Source organism: Mesorhizobium sp. 2RAF45 (genome assembly GCF_052115225.1).
GTDB classification, from domain to species: domain Bacteria; phylum Pseudomonadota; class Alphaproteobacteria; order Rhizobiales; family Rhizobiaceae; genus Mesorhizobium; species Mesorhizobium jarvisii.
On record NZ_JBFRGG010000006.1, the window covers coordinates 248,832 to 272,065 of the forward strand.

Annotated in this window: 18 protein-coding genes and 1 tRNA gene; 7 read left to right on the plus strand and 12 right to left on the minus strand. The window is 63.7% G+C overall.

Going from position 1 to position 23,234, the window contains the following annotated elements; genetic code table 11:
* Window positions 1–134: 134 nt before the first annotated feature.
* A tRNA-Pro gene (locus AB4Z43_RS18815) sits at window positions 135–211 on the minus strand.
* A 75-nt stretch (window positions 212–286) separates the two neighbouring features.
* Window positions 287–1,171: an NmrA/HSCARG family protein gene (locus tag AB4Z43_RS18820; RefSeq protein WP_441938706.1), complete on the minus strand. Its 885-nt coding sequence runs from the start codon at window positions 1,169–1,171 to the stop codon at window positions 287–289.
* A gap of 101 nt (window positions 1,172–1,272) precedes the next feature.
* Here AB4Z43_RS18820 and AB4Z43_RS18825 point away from each other — a divergent pair, with 101 nt between their 5' ends.
* Together AB4Z43_RS18825 and AB4Z43_RS18830 are read left to right on the plus strand one after the other, a co-directional pair.
* Window positions 1,273–2,172: a LysR family transcriptional regulator gene (locus tag AB4Z43_RS18825; protein WP_202362359.1), complete on the plus strand. Its 900-nt coding sequence runs from the start codon at window positions 1,273–1,275 to the stop codon at window positions 2,170–2,172.
* A 41-nt stretch (window positions 2,173–2,213) separates the two neighbouring features.
* Entirely contained in the window at window positions 2,214–4,454 is a 2,241-nt protein-coding gene (locus AB4Z43_RS18830; RefSeq protein WP_441938707.1) for a mannose-1-phosphate guanylyltransferase/mannose-6-phosphate isomerase, read from the plus strand.
* 7 nt (window positions 4,455–4,461) lie between these two features.
* Here the strand turns inward: AB4Z43_RS18830 and betB are convergent, their stop codons facing one another.
* From betB to betI, 5 genes are all read right to left on the minus strand, one after another.
* Window positions 4,462–5,925: a betaine-aldehyde dehydrogenase gene (gene betB / locus AB4Z43_RS18835; RefSeq protein ID WP_019857083.1), complete on the minus strand. Its 1,464-nt coding sequence runs from the start codon at window positions 5,923–5,925 to the stop codon at window positions 4,462–4,464.
* A 78-nt stretch (window positions 5,926–6,003) separates the two neighbouring features.
* Window positions 6,004–7,656, minus strand: coding sequence for a choline dehydrogenase (gene betA / locus AB4Z43_RS18840; protein ID WP_441938708.1), 1,653 nt, complete (start codon window positions 7,654–7,656; stop codon window positions 6,004–6,006).
* Complete coding sequence (locus tag AB4Z43_RS18845; protein WP_441938709.1) at window positions 7,649–8,650, minus strand: threonine/serine dehydratase; 1,002 nt, start codon at window positions 8,648–8,650, stop codon at window positions 7,649–7,651. The genes betA and AB4Z43_RS18845 overlap by 8 nt, the downstream gene beginning before the upstream one ends.
* Window positions 8,650–10,179 (minus strand): choline-sulfatase, encoded by a 1,530-nt coding sequence (betC, locus tag AB4Z43_RS18850; protein ID WP_441938710.1) that lies wholly within the window; start codon window positions 10,177–10,179, stop codon window positions 8,650–8,652. Before betC ends, AB4Z43_RS18845 begins: the two co-directional genes overlap by 1 nt.
* Window positions 10,176–10,766, minus strand: a complete 591-nt coding sequence (betI, locus tag AB4Z43_RS18855) for a choline-binding transcriptional repressor BetI (RefSeq protein WP_064982953.1) — start codon at window positions 10,764–10,766, stop codon at window positions 10,176–10,178. The genes betC and betI overlap by 4 nt, the downstream gene beginning before the upstream one ends.
* Window positions 10,767–10,965: 199 nt before the next feature.
* On the opposite strand from betI, the gene AB4Z43_RS18860 reads away from it, so the two are divergent.
* A complete protein-coding gene (locus AB4Z43_RS18860) occupies window positions 10,966–12,132 on the plus strand; it encodes an acetyl-CoA acetyltransferase (RefSeq protein ID WP_027046640.1) in 1,167 nt (388 codons plus the stop codon).
* Window positions 12,133–12,161: 29 nt separating this feature from the next.
* Window positions 12,162–13,166 (plus strand): asparaginase, encoded by a 1,005-nt coding sequence (locus tag AB4Z43_RS18865; RefSeq protein ID WP_441938711.1) that lies wholly within the window; start codon window positions 12,162–12,164, stop codon window positions 13,164–13,166.
* On the opposite strand, the gene AB4Z43_RS18870 is transcribed toward AB4Z43_RS18865, so the two are convergent.
* Window positions 13,159–14,535 carry a TIGR03808 family TAT-translocated repetitive protein gene (locus tag AB4Z43_RS18870; protein WP_038645525.1) on the minus strand — a complete coding sequence of 459 codons (1,377 nt, stop codon included), beginning with the start codon at window positions 14,533–14,535 and terminating at the stop codon, window positions 13,159–13,161. The two genes, AB4Z43_RS18865 and AB4Z43_RS18870, sit on opposite strands and share 8 nt — an antisense overlap.
* Before the next feature lie 108 nt (window positions 14,536–14,643).
* On the opposite strand from AB4Z43_RS18870, the gene greA reads away from it, so the two are divergent.
* Window positions 14,644–15,117, plus strand: a complete 474-nt coding sequence (gene greA / locus AB4Z43_RS18875; protein WP_038645527.1) for a transcription elongation factor GreA — start codon at window positions 14,644–14,646, stop codon at window positions 15,115–15,117.
* 16 nt (window positions 15,118–15,133) lie between these two features.
* Here the strand turns inward: greA and AB4Z43_RS18880 are convergent, their stop codons facing one another.
* The 3 genes from AB4Z43_RS18880 to AB4Z43_RS18890 are packed head-to-tail and all read right to left on the minus strand — an operon-like array spanning window position 15,134 to window position 18,986.
* Window positions 15,134–15,388 (minus strand): hypothetical protein, encoded by a 255-nt coding sequence (locus AB4Z43_RS18880; RefSeq protein ID WP_240564685.1) that lies wholly within the window; start codon window positions 15,386–15,388, stop codon window positions 15,134–15,136.
* Window positions 15,389–15,426: 38 nt separating this feature from the next.
* The gene (gene scpA, locus AB4Z43_RS18885) at window positions 15,427–17,547 is read right to left on the minus strand and encodes a methylmalonyl-CoA mutase (protein ID WP_441938712.1); all 2,121 of its coding nucleotides are present in this window, start codon (window positions 17,545–17,547) and stop codon (window positions 15,427–15,429) included.
* Entirely contained in the window at window positions 17,544–18,986 is a 1,443-nt protein-coding gene (locus AB4Z43_RS18890; RefSeq protein ID WP_441938713.1) for a methylmalonyl-CoA mutase subunit beta, read from the minus strand. Before AB4Z43_RS18890 ends, scpA begins: the two co-directional genes overlap by 4 nt.
* Before the next feature lie 307 nt (window positions 18,987–19,293).
* On the opposite strand from AB4Z43_RS18890, the gene AB4Z43_RS18895 reads away from it, so the two are divergent.
* Window positions 19,294–20,841 (plus strand): helicase HerA-like C-terminal domain-containing protein, encoded by a 1,548-nt coding sequence (locus tag AB4Z43_RS18895; protein WP_441938714.1) that lies wholly within the window; start codon window positions 19,294–19,296, stop codon window positions 20,839–20,841.
* A 37-nt stretch (window positions 20,842–20,878) separates the two neighbouring features.
* On the opposite strand, the gene AB4Z43_RS18900 is transcribed toward AB4Z43_RS18895, so the two are convergent.
* Window positions 20,879–21,916 (minus strand): LacI family DNA-binding transcriptional regulator, encoded by a 1,038-nt coding sequence (locus AB4Z43_RS18900; RefSeq protein WP_038645533.1) that lies wholly within the window; start codon window positions 21,914–21,916, stop codon window positions 20,879–20,881.
* Window positions 21,917–22,199: 283 nt separating this feature from the next.
* Between AB4Z43_RS18900 and AB4Z43_RS18905 the strand changes: the two genes are divergently transcribed.
* Complete coding sequence (locus tag AB4Z43_RS18905) at window positions 22,200–23,207, plus strand: sterol desaturase family protein (protein WP_441938715.1); 1,008 nt, start codon at window positions 22,200–22,202, stop codon at window positions 23,205–23,207.
* Window positions 23,208–23,234 lie beyond the last annotated feature (27 nt).

Consider the following 23,234-nt stretch of genomic DNA (forward strand, 5'->3'; position numbering starts at 1 on the left):
AGAACGATCGGCACACCGCAGAGCAGCATTGCAGAGAGCAGGAAGGAAATAGGGTTACGCTCCCGCTGGGCGCGAAACGCGATCCCAACCTGTGGGGTATCGGGAGAAACAGATATTTAAGTATCTGTTTTTTCTGGTCGGAGTGGCAGGATTTGAACCTGCGACCCCCTCGTCCCGAACGAGGTGCGCTACCAGGCTGCGCTACACTCCGTGACCAGACGGCGGGCTTATAGCCGCCACACTTCATTCCTGCAAGCGGCAATGGCAGCGCTTCTGTCGCATTTCATCAGCTTTCGCTGCGCAGGCCGCTGGCGCTCCAGTCGAACGCGCGCGCCCAGTCGGCAAAACCGTGCCACCGCACCTCGGGAAATTGCCTGCGCAAGGCAGCGATATCGACGTCGTAACCCACGCGATCGAACCATTCGAACATCAGTGCCGCGTCCTCGCTCTGCTGGCGGGCAGCAGCGATCGGGATCTCCTGATAGCGGATCGGACGGCCGATGGCCTCGGTCAGGATTTTTGCCTGCTCCTCGCCGGACAATTCGTCCCCGGCGAAGTCATAGCGCTTGCCGAACACCTGTTCCCGCCGCTCTGCGAGCGCGGCGACGAAGGCGCCGATATCCGCCAGCGCAACCAGTTGGAGGACACGCTTCGGCGGCATGGCGAAGGCAAGAGTGCCTTGGCTGAGCGCACCGGTCGACCATGGTGCGACGGCGTTCTCCATGAAGGCGACCGGCGCGCTGATCGTATGGGGAATGCCAAGCTGCCTGACATGTTGTTCGACCAGATACTTGCTTTCGAAATGCGGAATTCCGGTCTGCTTGTCGGCGTCGGCGACGGATGAATAGATCAGGTGTCCGATGCCGGCGGCCTTCGCTGCATCGGCGGCAAGGATCCCCTGACGGGTCTCCTCCTCAAGTCCGGCCTCGTAGCTGTTACCCATCAGGAACATGGTGTCGACGTCTTTTGCGGCCCGCACGATGGAGGCTGCGTCGGCAAGATCGCCGGCCACGACCTCGGCACCCGCCGCGACCAGTTGCCGTGCGGCATCGCTGTCGGGCTTGCGCGTCAGAGCCTTGACGCGATGGCCCCTGGACAGCAGGGCGCGCGCAACGGCGCCGCCTTGCTGGCCTGTGGCGCCGGTCACAAGAATGCTTCGTTTGCTGGTCATCTCATTTGCTCCTTGTCGGTTTGTCAGGAGCAAAATTAGGTTCTATCTCATTGATGCGTAATTGCCTATAATTGGGAAATGTTGTCTCGATAATGAATACAATGGTCGATCTCAACGATGTCGTCGTATTTGCCCGCGTCGTCGAAGCCGGCAGCTTCACCGCTGCAGCTCGCCTGCTGGCCATGCCCAAGACAACCGTCAGCCGCCGTGTCGCCGCGCTCGAGCGTGAGGTCGGTGTGCGGCTGCTGCAGCGCACCACACGCAGCCTCAACCTGACGGATGCCGGGCGTCTCTACTATGAGCAAAGCAGCCAGGGGCTGCGGACGATCGAGGAGGCGAACCTGCGTCTTGCGGAGGCGAGGGCGGAGCCTTCGGGCACGATCCGCATTTCGGCCCCGGTTGGTTTTGGCGGTCACTTCCTCATTCGCGCCGTGGTCGACTTTCTGACCCTGTACCCGAAGACCAATGTCGAGCTGCGCCTCACCGACGACAAGCTCAACCTGATCGAAGACGGCATCGACCTCGCCTTCCGCACCGGAAGGCTTGAGGATTCGACGCTCATCGCTCGCAAGCTGGGTTCCACGCACAGGCTGCTCTGCGCCAGCCATGACTATCTCGCACGCTACGGGATGCCGGAAGGCCCGGCCGATCTTGCCCGCCATCGATGCGTCATCGCGGGCCCGTCGGTCTCAGGCGCTCATTGGGTGCTGGATGGACCACAGGGCCAGGAAACTGTCGTGGTCGCCGGGCGATTCGCCGCCAATGAGATGCAGGCGGTGGTGGCGGCCGCGCTCGCGGGTTTCGGCATCGCCCAATTGCCCCAGCCGATGGCCGACGGGCTGATCAACGAGGGGCGGTTGCGGCGCGTTCTCGACGGCTACACGACGCCGGCCGGCGGCCTGCACGTTCTCTTTCCCAGCAGCCGGCACCTTTCACCCCTGGTTAAGGCCTTCATCGACCTGGCGGTCGAGCGGATTTCCAATCGGGCGAACACGGCTTAAGCATGTCTGCTACCTCCGACCCACTTCTCAGCGAGACCCCAATGAGTCAGCGCATCGTCAGTTTTGTCATGAGCGGCGGCGTCGGCTCGCGGCTCTGGCCATTGTCGCGCGAGGACAATCCGAAGCAGTTTCACGATTTTTCGGGTGATGGCTCCATGCTGGCCAAGACCTTGCGCCGCCTGGCGGCAAGGCCCGACGGTCAAACTCCGATCTTCCTGATCGCTTCGGAGCGTCACGCCGACCGCGTCCATGCCGATCTCGCCGGCCTCGATCTTGCCGGCGGCGGTCCGCTGTTCGAGCCCACAGGGCGCAACACCGCCGCGGCGGTGGCCCTTGCAACGCTGCGCACCTTGTCCGAATTCGGCGACAGCCTGGTGCTGGTGGTGCCGTCGGATCACGAAATATCGACGGCAGGGCAATTCTGGCAGAGCGTCGAGGCAGGCGCCGAGGCGGCGCGCGCCGGCCGGCTCGTTGTGTTCGGCATCAAGCCGACGCAGCCCGAAACCGGCTATGGCTATATCGAGGTCTCCGCCGAGAAGGGCGGGGTATCAGACGTTTCGCGCTTCGTCGAAAAGCCGGACCTGGCGACCGCGCAGGGTTATCTCGAAGCCGGAAACTTCTATTGGAACACCGGCATCTTCCTGTTTCGCGCCGCTGCCATGCGCGACGCTTTCGCTGTGTTCCAGCCGGACATCTGGCAGGCGACCGAAGCCGCTTACAAGGCAGCGACATCGGATCTGTCCGGCCTCTATATGCCGCTCGAGCTCTACGCGGCCATCCCGTCCAATTCGATCGACTATGCCATCATGGAGCGGGCGCGGGACATCGCTATGGTGCCCGCCGGTTTCCGCTGGAACGATCTCGGCTCCTGGCAGTCGCTGCTCGATGTCGGCCCTGCCGACGACCAGGGCAATGTCATTGTCGGCGATGTCGTCGCCATCGATTGCGAAAACTCCTACATCCGCAGCGAAGGGCGCCTCTTGTCGGCGATCGGCATGAAGGACGTCGCCATCGTTTCGACGGCCGATGCCACTTTCGTCGCCCCGGTCAGCCACAGCCAGCATGTCAAGAAGGTGGTCGAGCAGCTCGAGAAATCGGGCCGGCTGGAAACCCGGTTCACCCCGGCGCACAATCGCGTCATCGAAAGCGGCGCCTGGCGGCGGCGCGTGCACCACTGGCTGTTCCAGGAAACCTTGCCGCTGTGGTCGACATCGGGCGTCGACGAGCGCCATGGCGGCTTCCATGAAGCGCTTGGCTTCGACGGCTCCCCGCTGATGAAGCCGAAGCGCATGCGCACGCAGGCCCGTCAGGTCTATGCCTTTGCGGTTGCCAAGGAGCGCGGCTGGACTGGCCCGGCCGAGCGTCTGATCGCGCATGGCATCGACTTCATGGCAGGGAAGGGCCGCACCGAACGCGGCGGTTGGGTGCGCACGCTGAACGTCGACGGTGCTGTCGCCGACGCCACGGAAGACGCCTACGATCATTCCTGCGTGCTCTTGGCGCTGGCGCATGCGCATATGTCGGGCAATCCCGATGCCTTGCGGCTCGGTGAGGAAACCTTTGCCTTCCTCGACGCACATCTCGAGGACAGCCGCATGACCGGCTTCCTCGAGACATCGGACGGAGAGGGTGCGCGGCGCTCAAACCCACACATGCATTTGCTGGAGGCCTTCCTCGCCTGGTATCAGGCGACCGGCGAGCGCGCCCATCTGCGCCGCGCGGCTCGCATCATCGACCTCTTCCGCAGCCATTTCTTCGACGCCGAGAGCTGGACGCTCGGCGAATATTTCGATGCCGAATGGAAACCGGCCGCCGGCGAAAAAGGGGGCTGGACCGAGCCAGGCCATCATTTCGAATGGGCTTCGCTCCTGGTCGATTTCGCCGAACGCAGCGGCCAGGCCGAACTGAGCGGCTTCGCCAGGAAACTTTACGCTTCGGCCATCGCCAACGGCCTCAACCGGGCCACCGGCCTTGCCTATGGCGCCGTGTCCAGGCAGGGCCTGCCGCTCGACCTGATCTCGCGCAGCTGGCCGCAGGCCGAAGCCATCAAGGCGGCGATCGCGTTGGACGGCTCAGGCGGTCCCGACCTGAAGCCCGAGATCGAAGCCCGTGTCGGCCGGCTTTTCCGCTGGCACATCGACCCGGCGCCGCTCGGCCTCTGGATCGATCGCATCGACGAACGCGGCCGTTCGCTGGCGGCCGACGTGCCGGCCAGCATCTTCTATCATCTGGTCTCCGCCCTGACGCAGTATCTGGATGGGACGGCGAAGAAGGCGGTCTAGGTTCGGCTCAATAAGGGCTCGCCACGTCCCCAGTCTCGACATAAATCGACTTCAGCTGCGAATAGAGAGCCAGCGCCGCCAGCGAATTCTCGCGGCCGATACCGGACTGCTTGAAGCCGCCGAAGGGGATTTCCACCGGCGTCAGATTATAGGCATTGATCCAGCAGGTGCCGGCCTGCAGCTCGGCGATAACGCGGTGGGCGCGCGGCAGGTCGCGGGTAAAGACACCGGCGGCGAGGCCGAATTCGGTGTCGTTGGCGCGGTCAATCACCTCGTCCTCGCCGTCGAATTTCAGCACGCTCATGACAGGTCCGAAAATCTCCTCGCGGGCGATGCGCATCGTGTCGGTGACACCGGTGAACACCGTCGGTTCGACGAAGAAGCCGCCCTGGAAACCCTGCAGCGAAGGCACGTTGCCACCACAGGCCAGAACAGCGCCATCCTGCTTGCCGACCGCGATATAGCCGACGACCTTTTCATGCTGTGCCTTGGAGACCAGCGGTCCCATCTGCGTTTCGGGATCGAGCGGGTCGCCGATGCGGATTTTCTTCGTCCGCTCGACCAGCCGCTCGACGAAGCGGTCATGAATGCCGCTCTGCACGAAGACCCGCGTGCCGTTAGAGCAGATCTGGCCGGTGGAGTAAAAATTGCCGAGCATGGCGCCGCCAATGGCGTTTTCGATGTCGGCATCGTCGAAGACGATCAGCGGCGACTTGCCGCCGAGCTCCATCGTCGCGTGCTTCATCTTCGAACCGGCAAGCGACAGCACCTTGCGCCCGGTCGGCACCGAGCCGGTGACCGAAACCTTGGCGACGACATCGTGGCCGACAAGGCCCGCGCCAACATCGCCATAGCCCTGCACGACGTTGAACAGCCCGTCGGGCAGGCCGGCCTCGCTGTAGATTTCGGCCAGCGCCAGCGCTGACAGCGGCGTGTTTTCCGACGGCTTGAACACCATGGCGTTGCCCATGGCCAGCGCCGGTGCGGATTTCCAGCCGGCGATCTGGATCGGATAGTTCCAGGCGCCGATGCCGGCGCAGACGCCAAGCGCCTCGCGCCGCGTGTAGGCGAAGGGCCCGCCAAGGTCGACGGCCTCGCCATTATAGGCGGCGACCGCGCCGCCGAAATATTCAAGGCAGTCCGCGGCCGATGGTGCGTCCGCCACCAGCGTTTCCTGGATCGCCTTGCCGGTGTCGAGCGTCTCGATGCGGGCGAGATCGGCATTCCGGGCACGCAGAATGTCGGCGGCCCGGCGCAGGATGCGTCCGCGCTCGACCGGCTTCAGCCGCGCCCAGGCCGGCTGCGCGGCCCGCGCGGCCTCGACGGCGAGTTCCAGCACATTCGGCGTCGCCGAACGCAGCATGGCGATGGTCTCGCCTGTGGCCGGATAGATGACCGGCAACGGCGCCCCTTGCTCGTCGTCGATGTAGCGTCCGTTGACATAGTGCGATGCCGTGGGCTGGGCGCGCATGGGTAGTCTCCGAATGTCTGCGCCCCAAAAGGGACGGCTCAATCTAGGGACGGCTCAATCTGACAGGTGGATCATGCTCTATCTGTCCGACACCTGCCAGCGCGGATTGATCCATGGCTCCTGGTTGGACGGCGCCAGCGGCGTGCGGCCAAGGATGTGGTCGGACGCCTTCTCGCCGGTCATGATCGACGGCGCATTGAGATTGCCGTTGGTGACGCGCGGGAAAATCGAGGAATCGGCGACCCGCAGCCCGTCGACGCCGATGACCCGGCATTCCGGATCGACAACACTCATCACATCGTCGGCGCGGCCCATCTTGCAGGTGCCGCAGGGGTGGTAGGCGCTCTCGGCATGGTCGCGGATGAAGACGTCAAGATCATCGTCCGACTGCACATGGCTGCCCGGCGAGATTTCCTGGCCGCGAAAAGCGTCGAACGCCGACTGGCCGAAGATTTCGCGGGTCAGCCGGATGCAGTGGCGGAACTCGGTCCAGTCGTCCGGGTGCGACATGTAGTTGAAGCGGATCACCGGCTTCGCTTTCGGATCCGGCGAGCGCAGCGTCACCGCGCCGCGCGACTTCGACCGCATCGGCCCGACATGGGCCTGGAAGCCGTGCGACTTCGCCGCCGCCTTGCCGTCATAGCGCACTGCCGCCGGGATGAAGTGGTACTGGATGTCTGGATAATCGACGCCGGCGCGCGAGCGCACGAAGGCGGCGGCCTCGAAATGGTTGGTGGCGCCGAGGCCGGACTTGAAGAACAGCCACTGTGCTCCGATCAGTGCCTTGGAGAACGGGTTCAGCACGGAATTCAGCGTGATCGGCTTGGTCGATTCCTGCTGGATATAAAGCTCCATATGGTCCTGTAGATTGCGGCCGACACCGGGGCGGTCGGCGACCACGGCAATGCCGTTTTCGCGCAAATGCTCGGCCGGTCCGATGCCGGACAGCATCAGGATTTTGGGCGAATTGATCGACGAGGCGGCGGCGATCACTTCACGTCGCGCCTTAACGACCTGAATCTGTTTGTGAGCCTCGATCTCGACGCCGATGGCGCGTTGATTCTCGATGATCACCCGACGGGCAAAGCCCTTGACCAGACTCACGTTTTTCCGCTTGAGCGCCGGCTTCAGATAGGCTGACGCAGCCGACCAGCGGCGGCCACCGCTTATGGTCTGCTCCATCGGCCCGAAACCTTCCTGCTTGGAGCCGTTGTAGTCGTCGGTCAGCTCGAACCCGGCCTGACGGCCGGCTTCGACGAAGGCGCCGTAGAGCGGATTTTTACGCGAACCGCGCTGCACATGCAGCGGCCCGCCATGTCCGCGCCAACCGTCCTCGCCGCCGTCATTGTCCTCCATGCGCTTGAAGTAGGGGAGCACGTCGGCGAAGCCCCAACCCGTTGCACCCTCTTCGGCCCAATGATCGAAGTCGCGGGCATGGCCGCGCACATAGACCATGCCGTTGATCGAGGACGAGCCACCGATCACCTTGCCACGCGGCGTCGCAAGGACGCGGCCGCCGAGATGCGGTTCGGGCTCGCTGGCGAAACCCCAGTCGTAGAGGCTCATATTGAGCGGGATCGACAGCGCCGACGGCATCTGGATCAGCGGCCCGATATCGCTGCCGCCGTATTCGATGACGATGACCGAATGCTTGCCGTCTTCCGACAGGCGATAGGCCATGGCCGAGCCGGCCGAGCCGGAGCCGATGATAACGAAATCCGCTTCAAGCATGGTTCATATGCGCCATAAAATCGGCGAGCGAGACATTGCCGCCGGTAGCCACAACAAGGACGGTCTTACCCGCCACGTCCACCTTGCCGCCGAGCAGCGCCGCCAGCGACGCAGCCCCGGACGGCTCCAGCACCAGCTTCATCCGCTCGAAGGCGATCCGCATGGCACGCCGCACCGATTGATCGTCGACGGTGATGCCGCGAACACCTGCGGTCTTGACCGCCGCGAACGGCGCGTCGCCCGGCCGTCGCGACATCAGCCCGTCGCAGATCGACTTCGGGCCTATCGGCATGGTCTCGATGCTGCCATGCGCCAGCGACGAGCCCATGCCATCAAAACCTTCGGGCTCGACGCCGATGATCTCTGTCGCCGGCGACAGATAGTGGAAGGCGAGCGAAACGCCGCCGATCAGCCCGCCGCCGCCGACCGAGCAGAACAGCAGGTCGGCGCTGGCGTCCTTGGCCTCAAGCTGGTCGAGCGCTTCAAGGCCGGCGCCAGCCTGGCCAGCGACGATCTCCGGATCGTCGAAGGGATGCAGCAGGGCCAGCCCTTCCGTTTCCGCGATCTCGCGCGCCTTGGCGGCGGCGACCTCTTCGCGCGCGCGCTCGCCGTGATCGGTCAGCACCACGCGCGCGCCATAGCCCGCCGTCGCGTCACGCTTGGCGGCCGGCGCATCGATCGGCATGACGATGGTGACGGGAATGCCGAGTGCCTGGCCGGCGGCCGCCAGGCCTTGCGCGAAGTTGCCGGAGGAATAGGCGACGACGCCGTTCCTCGCCTCGTCGGCCGACAGCCGCTTCAGCCGCCAATAGGCGCCGCGTATCTTGAAGGATCCGGCCCATTGCAGCGATTCCGCCTTGACGAAGACGCGGGCCGCACCGGTCTCCCTGGCCAGTGCGGTCGATTCCAGCAGCGGCGTGATCTGCGTCGCTCTGGAGGTGACGGCATAGGCCTGTTTGAGATGGGCCAGCGAAGGGACGAGAAGGCCTGCCATCATTCGCCTCGCGGAAAGCGTTTTTGCTCTTCGAGCACGTTGAGATCCATGTGGTTGCGCATGTAGCGTTCCGAGGCCTTCTGCAGCGGCTGGAATTCCCAGGGGTAGTGCGTGCCGTTGCGCAGCGCCGGGTAGACCACCCAGCGCCGCGCCTGGCTGGCGCGCACGGCGGCATCGAAGGCCACCATATCCCAGCGTGCGCGCAGCTTTTCCAGGAAAGCCGCCACCAGACCGGCATGTGCCGGATCGGCGGCAAGATTGCTCAATTCATGCGGGTCGGCTTCGATATCATAGAGTTGCGGCGGATCGATCTCGCAATGGACGAACTTGTAGCGGCCTTCGCGGATCGCCACCAACGGTGCGTTGGAGCCCTCGGCGGCGTATTCCATCAGCACCGGCGCGGTGCGCGGCTTGCCATTGAGCAGCGGCAGCAGCGACTGGCCGTCGGTCCATGGCGCGATCGCACTCATGTCGATGCCGGCGAGATCGCACAGCGTCGGCGTCACGTCGAGATTGGAGACCGGCGCCTCGATCAGGCCGGCGGAAATGTCCTTGCCGGCGATCATCAGCGGCACCCGCGCCGAGCCCTCGAAGAAGCACATCTTGAACCACAGGCCACGCTCGCCGAGCATGTCGCCATGGTCTGAGCAGAACAGGATGATCGTGTCGTCGAGCATGCGCGTGCGTTCCAGCACCGACAGCAGTTCGCCGACCTTGTCGTCGAGATAGGAGATGTTGGCGAAATAGCCGCGCCGCGAGCGGCGGATTTGTTCTGCCGTGATGTCGAAACTGTCGTAGTCGGACGCCTTGTAGAGCCGCTGCGAATGCGGGTCCTGGCTGTCATAGGGGATGAAACCCACTTCGGGTTCCAGCGCCGGGCAATCCCCATAGAGATCCCAGTACTGCCGCCGCGCCACATAGGGATCGTGCGGATGGGTGAAGGAAACCGTCAGGCACCAGGGCCGGTGCGCCGCATCGTCGGAGATGCGCGCGAAATCGTAGAGTTTTTGCACCGCGTGGAAGGCGACTTCGTCGTCGTATTCCATCTGGTTCGAGATTTCGGCGACGCCGGCGCCGGTCACCGAGCCCAGATTGTGATACCACCAGTCGATGCGCTCGCCGGGCTTGCGGTAGTCCGGCGTCCAGCCGAAATCGGCGGGATAGATGTCGGTGGTCAGCCGCTCCTCGAAGCCGTGCAACTGGTCCGGTCCGACGAAATGCATCTTGCCCGACAGCACGGTGTGATAGCCGTCGGCGCGCAGATGATGGGCAAAGGTCGGGATCGACGAGGCGAATTCGGCGGCGTTGTCATAGACCTCGGTGCGCGACGGCAGCTGGCCGCTCATGAACGAGGCGCGGCCTGGCGCGCAGAGCGGCGAGGCGGTGTAATTGTTCCTGAAACGTGCCGACCGCGCCGCGAGCGCTTTGAGGTTTGGCGCATGCAGAAAATCCGCGGGCCCATCGGGGAAAAAGGTCCCGTTGAGCTGATCGACCATGACGATCAGGAAATTGGGTCGCTTCGCTGTCACTGTTTTTGCCGCTCGCCGAGTTTGGTTTCGAGATAGTCCTCGACCAGCGCGATCGCGGTCGCGGCGTTGGGCACGCCATCCTTCAGCGCACGCCTGATGTAGAGCCCGTCGATCATCGCCGCTGTCGCTTCGGCGGCGCGGTCGGCCTCCGCCCTGGGCAGGATGCCCGTCAGCCCGCTCATCAGGTTCGAATGCAGCCGCCGCGCATAGATCTTGAGCAATCGGCGCAACGCCGATGATTTCTGCGCCTCGACGTAGAAGGCAAGCCAGGCGGCGATGGTTTCGGCCTGGAACTGGATGTCGGAGAAGTTGACGGCGACCACGGCGGAAACGCGTTCGCGCGGGGACTTGGCGGATTGCAGGGCGCGGCGCATGTCGATGGCCAGTTCGGCGAGGATGTGCCGCATCGTCGCGAACAGCAATTCGTCCTTGGCGCCGAAATAGTGATGGGCAAGGGCCGAGGACACACCGGCGCGCCCGGCGATCTCGGACATGGTCACGTCAAGCGAGCCGCGCTCGCCGATCGCCGAGATCGTCGCGTCGATGAGCGCCTTGCGGCGCAGTGGCTCCATTCCGACTTTTGGCATGCTGTTCCCGATCTTTGCGCGGAGATTATTTTTTATTGACGGGTCAATCAACAAAAAATCGACGTGAGCGCGACCTGTACCAAGCGATTATCCTGTTCCGGCCCTTCACGTGTGGACGAGAATGTTTATCTTTGAACAATAAAGGCGAAGTGCGCCATGAGCCCGGTATGCTAGGCTGGCGCCAAGGATGGAGACCGCCATGACCGCATGCATCGTTGGCTGGGCGCATTCGCGCTTCGGCAAGCTTGAGGGCGAGACGCTCGAAAACCTGATCGTCAAGGTCGCGACGGATGCGCTCGACCATGCCGGCATCGGTCCGGACGAGGTCGACGAGATCGTGCTTGGCCATTTCAACGCCGGCTTCTCTGCGCAGGATTTCACCGCGAGCCTGGTGCTGCAGGCCGACGACCGGCTGCGCTTCAAGCCGGCAACGCGAGTCGAGAATGCTTGCGCGACGGGATCGGCGGCGGTCCGGCAAGGCATCCGTGCAATCGACGCCAACGCTGCCCGCATCGTGCTGGTGGTCGGCGCCGAGCAGATGACGACGACGCCCGGACCCGAGATCGGCAAGAACCTGCTGAAAGCATCCTATCTGCCTGAAGACGGCGAGACACCCGCTGGCTTCGCCGGTGTCTTCGGCAAGATCGCACAGGCCTATTTCCAGCGTTATGGCGACCAGTCCGATGCGCTCGCCATGATCGCCGCCAAGAACCACAAGAACGGCGTCGACAATCCCTATGCGCAGATGCGCAAGGATTTCGGCTATGATTTCTGCCGGCAGGAGAGCGAGAAGAACCCCTTCGTCGCCGGTCCTCTCAAGCGCACCGACTGCTCGCTGGTCTCCGACGGCGCCGCCGCTCTTATCCTCGCCGATACGGCCACTGCGCTGAAGATGCGCCGCGCAGTTGCCTTCAGGGCCAATGAACATGTGCAGGATTTCCTGCCGATGTCGAAGCGCGATATCCTGGCTTTCGAGGGCTGCGAGCAGGCCTGGACCCGCGCGCTGAAGAACGCCGGCGTGACGCTCAACGACCTGTCTTTTGTCGAGACGCATGACTGCTTCACCATTGCCGAACTGATCGAATACGAGGCGATGGGCCTGGCCAAGCCCGGCGAGGGCGCGAAGCTGGCGCTTGATGGCACGACGGCCAAGGACGGCCGCCTGCCGGTCAATCCCTCCGGCGGGCTGAAGGCCAAGGGCCACCCGATCGGCGCCACCGGTGTCTCCATGCATGTCTTGACCGCCATGCAGCTTGTCGGCGAAGCCGGCGGCATCCAGGTGCCGGGTGCGAAGCTTGGCGGCATCTTCAACATGGGTGGGGCCGCGGTCGCCAACTACGTTTCCATTCTGGACCGGATCAGGTAAACCGCCCCCCAACATTCGTGGGAGGTGGCATGGCAAATCCGGTTCTGATCGAGGTTCTGCGCGGCGCGATCGTCGAGAGCGCGCATCGCGGCACTGTCGCGGTCTTCGATGCCGACGGCAAACCGGTCCTGGAGATTGGCGACACCTCGAAGCCGGTGTTCCCGCGCTCGGCGGTCAAGGCAATCCAGGCCTTGCCGCTGGTGGAAACCGGTGCTGCCGACGCCTATGGCTTCGGCAACCGTGAGCTGGCGCTGGCCTGCGCCTCCCATTCGGGCGAACCGGAGCATGTCGAACTGGCGCGGTCCATGCTGGCCAGGGCCGGGCTCGACGGGTCCGCGCTCGAATGCGGCGCACACTGGCCCTCGAACCATGCCGCCGAGATCGCACTCGCGCGTGCCGGCGGTTCTCCGAATGCGCTGCACAACAACTGTTCAGGAAAACATTCCGGCTTCCTCTGCACCTGCGTCCATTCCGGCATTGCGCACAGTGGCTACGTCAAGGCGGGGCACGCACTGCAAGAGATGGTGCGCGACGCGATGCAGTCGGTCACAGGTGCCGTCCATGGCGCTGATGAGCGGGCGACCGACGGCTGCTCGATCCCGACCTATGCGGTGCCGCTCAGGAGCTTCGCGCTCGGCTTTGCCCGCATGGCCACGACAAATGGCTTCGGCCCCGAGCGGGCCAAGGCGGCAAAGCGGCTGCTGGCGGCCTGTATGGCAGAACCGTTCTTTGTCGCCGGCACCGGCCGCGAAGACGTCGCGCTGATGGAAGCAGCACCTGGGCGGATCTTTGCGAAAGGCGGCGCCGAAGGTGTCCATTGTGCCGCAATTCCGGAGCTTGGCCTCGGTATCGCGCTCAAATGCGATGATGGCGCCCACCGCGCCAGTGAAGCCATGGTCGCCGCCGTCCTCGCCAAGCTGCTGCGCGCGGACCAGGCCCTGGCGGCGAAGCTCACTGAACTGGCAAACGCGCCGATCCAAAGCCGGATCGGAGCCAAGGTAGGCGCGGTGAGGCCGACTGCCGCCCTCAACTGACGCGGTTGCGCTCAACGGTCAAATGCGCAAAACCGCTGCTGCTTAACTGGGTCAGGTCGGCTGTTACCGGCTCGGCCCAGCGCTGGCCGATGACGGCGCCGTTCACCGCGCCGTCGATGACGTTGTCGGAGATGACGGCCGTGCCGGCACCCTCGACCACGCTGACGACGATGCCTGTGCCGGCCTTTCGGATGATGTTGCCGGTGGCCACGACATTGCGCAGATACGGTCCCCAGCCGATCGACATGCCGTAGAGCGGCGCGTTCTCGATGACGTTGTTGGAAGCGATGGTGTCTGCCTCGACGCCGATGCCGACGCCGAAGCCGGGCGGATCGGCTGTGTAGGGGCCGCTGGTCGACAGATTGCGCACGATGTTGCCGGAGCAGACACCCATGCGGCCGCCTTCGTTGAAGTTGACGATCGAGATGCCGTTGGCCGCGCCATCGACGATGTTGTTGCTGATGACCGCACCCTCGAACGAAAATTCGGAATAGACCGCGGTCTCGCCCGAGCGCGAACAGGTATTGCCGGAAATCTGCAAATTGCTGGAGCTGTTGGCGCGGATCGCCGAAAAAGCGCAATCCGAGACGACATTGCCCGAAATGATGACGTTGCCGGCGCGGAAGGCGTTGATGCCATTGCCGTTCTGGCCGGTCCCGCCGCTGCGCGCGCCGATGCGTTCGACACGGTTGCCGGTCACCATCGTGCCGTCTTCGGCCGCCTGCCAGCGATGCACGAGGATGCCGCCATTGGCGCAGTCGGAGACCGTGTTGCCTGATATCGTCAGTCCGGCGGCCTCGACCGAATAGATGCCGGCGTCCGCCGCGCCCGATATGTCGGAGCGTTCGATGCGGCCTGTCGCATGTTCCAGCGCCAGCCCGTTCTTGCCGCTGCCGGTTATCTGGCAATTGTCGACGACGAGATGGCCGACCCGGCGCAGATCGAGCAGCCCTTGCGTATAGTCGCCCATCGAGCGGTTCGAACCGTCGAAGACCAGCCCGCTCAGTTCGATATGGTCGGCCTGTTCGGCCATGAAGAGATGGCCGTCGCCGCCATAGACGATCCGCGTCGCGCCCGGCACGCCGGAAAGGCGCACGCGGCCGGGCAGCGAGAGATTGGACACCACATAGGTGCCCGCCGGCAGGAACACCGGCATGTCCCGGCTGTTCGCGTCGCGCAGCAGCTTGGCGAAAGCCTTGCTCTGGTCGTCGAACGTGCCGGGCTGTACGCCGAGCTCGGTGGCATTGATGGAACCGCGCATCGAGGCTTTTTCGATACCGGTCAGGCCGGCGGCCGCCGCTTTGCCGAGCGCAAGGCCCACAACGGCAAAGCCGGCGGTTCCGGTTAGCAGCGTTCGTCTGTTCAACATCGGCACAGAATCCCAGCGTTCAACCTGACGTCGCAGGAATCGTGCCAAACGTTCCGTTCCTTTTCACAATGACTTGTCGAGCAGCCGCTCGAGGCCTAGGTTCAGGCAATGAGCAGAGCTTTTACCCGCGAAGAAGACAGCGAGAATGCCATTGCCGGCGTCGGCGAGCGGCCGATCAGCACGCACCGCAACCTTGTGACGGAACGCGGCCTGGCGCAGATCGAGGAGAATCTGGCCGATCTGCGCGACGTTCTGGCGAAAGCCGAGAGGAAGGCAGACCGCGAGCGCATCGCGGTGGTGTCACGCGATCTGCGCTACTGGACGGCGCGGCGCGAAAACGCCGAACTGTCCGTGCCGGAGCCCGGCAGCGACGTCGTCCGCTTCGGCATGGGGGTCACGCTGGAAGCCGATGATGGCAAGAAGGTGCATTGGAAGATCGTCGGCGAGGACGAGGCCGATCCCACCAAGGGCAGCATTTCGCATGTTTCGCCGATGGCCGTCGCCCTGTTCGGCAAGAAGGTCGGCGACGTGGCCGCGGTCAACGGCAAGGAATGGGAAATCGTCAAGCTCTCGGACAGCTGACGCCAGTTGGGTTTCCCTATTTGGCCAGCCCTTGCAATGCGACCTCATACTTGTCCATGACATCACGAGCAGCGCGCATCTGCCGTCCGACGTCGTTGCTCTCTACCGGTCTTAGAATGACGCCGTCATCGGTTTCGATGATCTGAAGTTGATCGCCACTTGCAGCTTCAGGGCGTGGAGCATTTCCCGTGGCAAGATCAAGGCGCCTGATCCGTCGTCGAGCTTGTGGATGAGAGTCTTCATTGCCGTTGCCCGTGGTTGCGTCTGTCATTTTGGCACAACCTTTTCCAGCAATACAGAATGTTTTGCTCAGCCCGCCAGCAGCCGGTCCATCAGCCGGTCCGCCGCTTCCGGAATAACCGTGCCCGGCGGGAAGATTTCCGCCGCGCCGGCTTGCAGCACGGCCTCGTAGTCCTGCGGCGGGATGACGCCGCCGGCCACGATCAGCATGTCGCCGTGGCCGAGCTTTTTCAGCGCGTCGCGCAATTCGGGGATCAGCGTCAGGTGTCCCGCCGCCAGCGATGAGGCGCCGATGATATGGACGTTATGCTGGACCGCCAGTTTGGCGATCTCTTCCGGCGTCTGGAACATCGCGCCGACGGTGACGTCGAAGCCGAGATCGGCGAAGGCGGTGGCGATCACCTTTTGCCCACGGTCGTGGCCATCCTGTCCCATCTTGGCAACGAGGATGCGCGGCTTGCCGCCGTTTTTCTTCTCGAAAGCGCTAATCTTGTCCTGCAGCCCGGCGACCACGGGGCTGTCGCCAAGCGCCTTGCGATAGACGCCGGAAATGGTCTGCACCGTAGCGACGTGGCGGCCAAAGGCTCTTTCGAGCGCAAACGAGATCTCTCCGACTGTCGCATTGGCCTGCGCGGCGCGGATGGCGAACTCCAGAAGGTTCTCATTGCCTTGCGCGGCGCGGGTCAGCGCATCGAGCGCGCTTTCCACCGCCGCGACATCGCGCGTGCCCTTCAGCCGTTGCAGCTTCGACAATTGCCGGGCCCTGACCTCGGCATTGTCGATCTTGAGCACATCGACCTCGATGTCGGTCTCGGGGCGATGCGCATTGACGCCGACCAGCATCTGCTCGCCGGAATCGATGCGCGCCTGCGTGCGCGCCGCCGCTTCCTCGATGCGCAGCTTGGGAATGCCTTGTTCGGTCGCGGCGGCCATGCCGCCGAGAGCCTCGACCTCTTCGATATGGCTCAGCGCGCGCGCCGCGAGATCGTGGGTCAGCCGTTCGAGATAGGCCGAGCCGCCCCACGGGTCGATGATGCGCGTGGTGCCGGATTCCTTCTGCAGGATGAGCTGCGTGTTGCGGGCGATGCGCGCCGAATGATCGGTCGGCAGCGCCATCGCCTCGTCGAAGGAGTTGGTGTGCAGCGACTGGGTATGCCCCTGGGTCGCCGCCATCGCCTCGATCATGGTGCGGATGATGTTGTTATAAGGATCCTGCGCCGTCAGCGACCAGCCGGACGTCTGGCAATGGGTGCGCAGCGACAGCGAGCGTTCGTCCTTCGGCGCAAAATTCTTCTTCATCAGCGTCGCCCACAGCAGCCGCGCGGCCCGGAGCTTGGCCACTTCCATGAAGAAGTTCATGCCGATCGCCCAGAAGAAGGACAGGCGCGGCGCGAAGCGGTCGATGTCGAGGCCCGCCGCGACGCCGGCGCGGGCATATTCGATGCCGTCGGCGATCGTATAGGCGAGCTCCAGGTCGGCTGTCGCACCGGCTTCCTGCATGTGATAGCCGGAGATCGATATCGAATTGAACTTCGGCATGTTCTTCGCGGTGTAGGAGAAGATGTCCGACACGATCCGCATCGAGGGTTTTGGCGGGTAGATGTATGTGTTGCGGACCATGAACTCCTTCAGAATGTCGTTCTGAATGGTGCCTGCCAGATCCTTCTGCGCGACGCCCTGTTCTTCCGCCGCGACGATGTAAAGCGCCATGATCGGCAGCACCGCGCCGTTCATCGTCATCGACACCGTCATGTCGCCGAGCGGAATGCCGTCGAAGAGCTGCCGCATGTCGAGGATGGAATCGATGGCGACACCCGCCATGCCGACATCGCCGGCAACGCGCGGGTGGTCGCTGTCATAGCCGCGATGCGTGGCGAGATCGAAGGCGACCGACAGGCCCTTCTGGCCGGCGGCAAGATTGCGCCGGTAAAAGGCGTTGGACTCTTCGGCCGTGGAGAAGCCAGCATATTGCCGGATCGTCCACGGCTGCTGGACATACATGGTCGGGTAGGGGCCGCGCACGAAGGGCGGCAAGCCTGGATAGGTGTCGAGATGCGGCAGGCCCTTGAGGTCGCCCTGATTGTACAGATGCTTGACGACAAGCCCTTCCGGCGTCACCCGCTGGCCCTTGACCTCGACCGACGCGCGGCGCGGCGGCGCCCAGCCGACCTGACTGAAATCCGGGATCAAGAGGCAGCCTCGATGGATTGGTCGATGCGGGCCGGGAACAGCGCTTCGCACAGCACGACGCCTTCGGTGAAGGCAGGCCGCTCCTCCGCATCCAGCGTCTCGACCGGGCGTTCACCTTTCTGCGGATAGAGTGTGGTGCCGATGATGGCCCGCTCACCGGCCTTGAAGGCTGCGTCGCGCCGGGCGGCGGCGGCGCGAACGCGCTGTTGGATGTGTCCGTCCCGAAGGCTCGACAATACGCCTCCTTCGGCCTCGATCGCCTGCAGCTCCGCCCACGCGGCTTCGCAAAGGTCCGCCGTCAGCGCTTCGACCGCGCCGGACCCATAGGCGGGATCGGCGACATGATCGACATGGCTTTCATTGGCCATGATCAGCTGGGCGTTGCGCGCGACGCGGCGGGCAAAAGGCGCCGGCAGGCCGTGCGCGATCGTATGCGGCAGGATGGAGATCGAATCGGCTCCACCCGCCGCCGCGGCGAAGCAACTGATCGTCGTGCGCAGGATGTTGGTTTCGGGATCCAGCGCCGTCATCATGCGGAATGACGTTTCGGCATGGATGTTGGCCGTGGAGTTGGGGATCGAGCAGGTTTCCTGCACGCGTGCCCACAGCCTGCGCAAGGCCCGCACCTTGGCCATGGAGAGGAACTGGTCCTGGTCGACGCTGAGCGCAAAGCCGATATGCGGCGCGGCATAGACAAGAGGCTGCCGCGCCTTCTCGAACATTCTGAGATACGAGACCGCCGAAGCCAGCATGATGCCGAGTTCCTGCGCTTCCGTGGCGCCGGCATTGTGGAAAACGCGACCGTCCGCTTCCAGCAGCACACCGGGAACGCCCATCGAGAAGAAGTGCGCCAGCGACTGGGGCATCGATTCCTGCAGCGCTTCGATCGACATGCGCAGCCGGCCGGTGCCGGCAAGGATCGCCGCCGGGTCGATGCCGAAGGACAGGTTGAGCTTTGCCGGATCGGAGCGGCGCTTGCTCAGGAACGCCACCAGCCAGTCGGCCATCGGGCGGCTCCACGGGTGCGTGTCGATGCGGATCTGGATCCGATTGAGAGGCACGCCCTCCAGCACCGTTTCCAGCGCCTGAGCGGTTCTCGGCAGACCGTAGCCGAAAGCGTTCGGGGCGCCTTCGAAGACGAGCGACAGTCCTGTCGCACCCTGCGCGATATCGTCCAGAACCTGGGCCTTGGCGCGATCGACGTTGGGGTCGTCGACGCGTTGGCTGACGATCCAGGACGATCGGGGATTCGTGCGCACGAGCGGTTCGGCCCCGGTCGCGCGGTCATAAAGGGGCTCGATGCGGATGGCGTCGTCGGTGTGCGAAACCAGCTTTTCCTCGAAGGACGCGCCAGCCAGTGCCTTTTCCGCCAGGGCCAGCCATCGCTGGCGCTCGGCGCCAACTGGTTCAACATCCTTGGTCAAGGCTCCGGCGCCCATCCATCTTCCTCGTTCATATGGCCGCACCAGCCGGGCGGTTCACTCTACGGTTCCCGGTCGGTTATCGCAATGCGCATCCCGAGCCTGAATTCGATCCATCAGATATAGGTCGGCTTGCATGGACGAACCATGAACGATTGCCAAACACCAGCAAAATCCGCAAGTTCCAAAATCCGATTTCGGCGACAGGCCTGATTGGGACGATTGGCCCCGCTCTGGACAATTGGCATTGTCGCTGTGCGACAGCCTCACTATACCTTCGGGCAAAGGCTGGCTTTTGACTTATCAGTTTGCGGAGACCGGACATATGGCTGACGACACCAGTATTTTCATCGGCGCCAGCCGCAAGTCCGACGACAGCTATCAGCGCCCTCAGCAGTTGCTGCTGCAATATGGGAATCGCCATGGCCTGGTGACCGGTGCCACCGGTACCGGCAAGACCGTCACCTTGCAGATCCTGGCTGAAGGTTTTTCGAATGCCGGCGTTCCGGTGTTTTGCGCCGACATCAAGGGCGACCTGTCCGGTATCGGGATGATGGGCACGGCGCAGGATTTCCTGGTCAAGCGGGCCGCGCAGGTCAAACTCGACCCTTACGACTTCCAGGAATTCCCCGTCATCTTCTGGGACCTGTTCGGAGAGCAGGGCCATCCCATCCGCGCGACCATTTCTGAAATGGGACCGCTTCTCCTGTCGCGGCTGATGAACCTGACCGACGCGCAGGAGGGCATCATGAACATTGCCTTCCGCATTGCCGACGAGGAGGGCCTGCTGCTTCTCGATCTCAAGGACCTGCAGGCTTTGCTTGCCAACATCGCCGAGCGGGCCGAGGAGATCAGCGCGCGCTACGGCAATGTCACCAAGCCATCGGTGGGTGCCATCCAGCGCACGCTGCTGGTACTGGAGCAACAGGGCGCGGCCAACTTCTTCGGCGAGCCGGCTCTGCGCATCTCCGACATCATGCGCACCACGCGTGACGGCCGAGGCGCCGTCAGCGTGCTGGCCGCCGACAAGCTGATGATGAATCCGCGCCTCTACGCGACCTTCCTGCTTTGGCTTATGTCGGAGCTGTTCGAGGAACTGCCCGAGGTCGGAGATCCCGACCAGCCGAAGCTGGTGTTCTTCTTCGACGAGGCGCATTTGCTGTTTGACGAGGCGCCGAAGGTGCTGATCGACCGCGTCGAGCAGGTGGTCCGCCTGATCCGCTCGAAAGGCGTCGGCGTCTATTTCGTCACGCAGAACCCCCTGGATATTCCGGAAAAGGTCTTGGCCCAGCTCGGCAACCGCGTCCAGCACGCGTTGCGCGCCTATACGCCGCGTGAGCAGCAGGCGGTTCGGACAGCGGCAGAAACGTTCCGCCCCAATCCCGATTTCGACTGCGCCACCACCATCACCCAGCTCGCCACCGGTGAGGCGCTGGTCTCGACGCTGGAGGCCAAGGGCGTGCCGTCCATGGTGCAGCGTACGCTGATCCGGCCGCCATCCTCGCGGCTTGGACCCATAACCCCCGCCGAGCGGCAAAAGCTGATCGCGGAAAGTCCGGTCACTGGCCAGTACGACCAGGTCATCGACCGCGAATCGGCCTTCGAGATGCTGCAGAAAAAGGCCAAGGACGCACAGGACGCCGAGCAGCAGGCGCAGCAGGCAGGCACAGGCGGCTCGCGCTGGACCATACCGGGCTTCGGCAATGACGATCCCGCACCGCCGTCCGGTGGCCGCCGCGCGCCGGCGCCGCGCCCTTCCAATCGCCAGACTGTGGCCGAGGCCGCGATCAAGTCCGTGGTGCGCTCGGTCGGCTCGTCGGTCGGACGCGCCATCGTGCGCGGGATCCTGGGGAGCCTGTCGAGAGGCCGCTGAGCCGCGCCAGGGCCGGTAGCAAGTCGGGCGCAACCTGCTAGATGTTTTCGCGGGTGTAGATCTCGAAGGGCAGGATGTTTGTAAAATTCCCGCCTTCGTTCGGTGTTGAGACAGCGCGGATCATGCCGGCCAAGGTCTCTTGCGCAATGCGGGCGAGGGGGTGCGAGATGATGAAGGTCAGGGTGCCGTCGAGCAGCGCCGGGCGGGTCGACTCCATCAGTTCATAGCCGACAACAACGAGGCTTCCGGCCCTGCCGGTGGAGCGTAGGGCCGCAATAGTGCCGGTGATGCCACCCCCGGCGACATAAAGCCCAGACAGGTCCGGATTTTCGTTCAGCAGCTTTTCGGTCATCTCCTGCGCAATGGCGCTGGATTCGAAAGTCAGCAGCGGCTCGAGCAGCGTGAAGCCAGGCGCGTGCTCGCGAAAATAGGAGCGAAAGCCACTCTCGTTCATCTCCTGGCAGCGATAGCGGTGGTTGCCGACAAGGATGCCGAGCTTGCCGGGTGCGCGGCAGACATGCTCGAACACCCAGGCCGCGGTGCGCCCGACTTTCCAATTGTCCAGTCCGATATAGCGCACATGCCCGGTCGCCGAAATCTGCGAGATCAGCGCAAAGACCGGCACGTTGCGGGCATGCAATGTGTCCACCGCCTGGGTGACGAGGGGATGAACCGCGGCGACGACGCCAACGGCGTCGCATTCGGCGCCGAGCGCCAGCATCCGCGATGCGACATTCTGCGGTGACAGATCGTCCAGAAACTCCGTGCGCAGCTCGATCTCGCAATCGGGCACCGCTTCGGTTGCCAGGCGCAGCGCCTCGGCCATGTTGCGGTAGAAGGCGCGGCCGGGCTGGTGCAGCAGGAAACCGAACCGGTAGCGCGGCCGGGCGGCCGCCACGCGGCTGCGCAGCGCGCCCATGCCGTAGAAACCGATTTGCTCGGCTGCCAGCCGGACACGCTCTCGCATGCCCTGGCGAACGGCGCCCGAGCCGCTCAGCACCCGGTTGACGGTGGCCACCGAAACATTCGCCTCGGCGGCTACATCCTTGATCGTTGGCCGCTTGCCCTGATCCATTTTATCTCATCAGCCTGTCGCATCTGATACAAAAATATCATTGTCCATGCGAGATTGATATGAATGACACAATCAATTTGGAACAAACATTCTATTCTTGATTCATTTTGGATCAAGATGTTTATCTCGTCAAAAGCAAGCAAGGCGGACGCACCGCCAGCCCAGGGATAGCAGCAGCACAGCGCAGACAGGTTTTCGCCCACCGCTCTCAGGTGTGAGGCAGCGCGCGCGTGCGGCCCATCCCAAGGCGTTGCGGGTGCGGCATTGCGGGTGGAGAAATTGCATGGACGATCTCAAATACGGCGTGCGCGACAAGCGCGGCGACTGGAAGCCGAACGGACGCATCGAGGGCGCGCCGTTATGGAACTGGCCGCCCAGGCTGCCGAAGATCCTGGCGTGGTTGCCGGGCTACATCTGGCCGTGGAATGCCTTCCACATGGTCACGGCGCTGCTCTACTGGTTCTATATCGTCCCCGGCGTAGAGAGGATGAAGACGATCAGTTGGGGCTGGGCACTGTGGCTCTATGCCGTCAATGCGGCGGCGATCCTCGTCTTCTACGGCATCTTCGAGCTGCGCTACTACATCAAGCGCGCCCAGGCGACACGCTTCAAGTACAACCACAAATTCCCAGCCGATGCGCCCTCCGACGTCTTCTGGTTCCAGAGCCAGAACCTCGACAATTTCCTGCGCTCGTTCTTCATCACCATTCCGCTATGGACCGTGGTCGAAGTCATCTTCCTTTGGTGCTTTGCCAATGGCTACGTGCCGTGGGTCGGCTGGCAGGATCATCCGGTGTACCTCGCCGCACTGGTGCTCATCGCGCCGGCCATCCACGAGGTGCATTTCTTCTTTATTCACCGGCTGATCCACTGGGGACCGCTCTATCGCTGGATCCATTCGGTCCATCACAATTCGATCAACCCGTCGCCCTGGTCGTCGCTGTCGATGCATCCGGTGGAAGGGTTCCTCTACCACGCGGTCGCCTTCTGGCACCTCGTTATCCCGTCCAATCCGATCGTCGCGCTGTTCCAGCTGCATGTTGCTGGCTTCGGCGCCGTCAATGGCCATCTCGGCTTCGACAAGCTGGAAGTGACTAAGGACACGGCCGTCAACAGCCATGCCTACACACATTACCTGCACCACAAATATTTCGAGGTGAACTATGGCGGCGACGGGTTGATCCCTCTCGATAAGTGGTTCGGCACCTGGCACGACGGCACCCGAGAGGGTGAAGCCATGATGGACGCCCGCTTCCAGAAAAAGAAAGAACGCATGAACGCCAGGGTGTGAGCAACACCGAGGCGAAGCATTCGTGAC

What these genes read in the sequence shown, in the direction of transcription:
- AB4Z43_RS18880 (WP_240564685.1), bottom strand. Translation starts at nt 15,388, where the DNA reads ATGACAGACGCAACCACGGGCAACGGCAATGAAGACTCTCATCCACAA.
- AB4Z43_RS18890 (WP_441938713.1), bottom strand. Translation starts at nt 18,986, where the DNA reads ATGGGCGCCGGAGCCTTGACCAAGGATGTTGAACCAGTTGGCGCCGAG.
- AB4Z43_RS18820 (WP_441938706.1), bottom strand. Translation starts at nt 1,171, where the DNA reads ATGACCAGCAAACGAAGCATTCTTGTGACCGGCGCCACAGGCCAGCAA.
- AB4Z43_RS18860 (WP_027046640.1), top strand. Translation starts at nt 10,966, where the DNA reads ATGACCGCATGCATCGTTGGCTGGGCGCATTCGCGCTTCGGCAAGCTT.
- betA (WP_441938708.1), bottom strand. Translation starts at nt 7,656, where the DNA reads ATGCTTGAAGCGGATTTCGTTATCATCGGCTCCGGCTCGGCCGGCTCG.
- AB4Z43_RS18845 (WP_441938709.1), bottom strand. Translation starts at nt 8,650, where the DNA reads ATGGCAGGCCTTCTCGTCCCTTCGCTGGCCCATCTCAAACAGGCCTAT.
- AB4Z43_RS18905 (WP_441938715.1), top strand. Translation starts at nt 22,200, where the DNA reads ATGGACGATCTCAAATACGGCGTGCGCGACAAGCGCGGCGACTGGAAG.
- AB4Z43_RS18865 (WP_441938711.1), top strand. Translation starts at nt 12,162, where the DNA reads ATGGCAAATCCGGTTCTGATCGAGGTTCTGCGCGGCGCGATCGTCGAG.
- betB (WP_019857083.1), bottom strand. Translation starts at nt 5,925, where the DNA reads ATGCGCGCCCAGCCCACGGCATCGCACTATGTCAACGGACGCTACATC.
- AB4Z43_RS18870 (WP_038645525.1), bottom strand. Translation starts at nt 14,535, where the DNA reads ATGTTGAACAGACGAACGCTGCTAACCGGAACCGCCGGCTTTGCCGTT.
- AB4Z43_RS18830 (WP_441938707.1), top strand. Translation starts at nt 2,214, where the DNA reads ATGAGTCAGCGCATCGTCAGTTTTGTCATGAGCGGCGGCGTCGGCTCG.
- AB4Z43_RS18895 (WP_441938714.1), top strand. Translation starts at nt 19,294, where the DNA reads ATGGCTGACGACACCAGTATTTTCATCGGCGCCAGCCGCAAGTCCGAC.
- greA (WP_038645527.1), top strand. Translation starts at nt 14,644, where the DNA reads ATGAGCAGAGCTTTTACCCGCGAAGAAGACAGCGAGAATGCCATTGCC.
- AB4Z43_RS18825 (WP_202362359.1), top strand. Translation starts at nt 1,273, where the DNA reads ATGGTCGATCTCAACGATGTCGTCGTATTTGCCCGCGTCGTCGAAGCC.
- AB4Z43_RS18900 (WP_038645533.1), bottom strand. Translation starts at nt 21,916, where the DNA reads ATGGATCAGGGCAAGCGGCCAACGATCAAGGATGTAGCCGCCGAGGCG.
- betI (WP_064982953.1), bottom strand. Translation starts at nt 10,766, where the DNA reads ATGCCAAAAGTCGGAATGGAGCCACTGCGCCGCAAGGCGCTCATCGAC.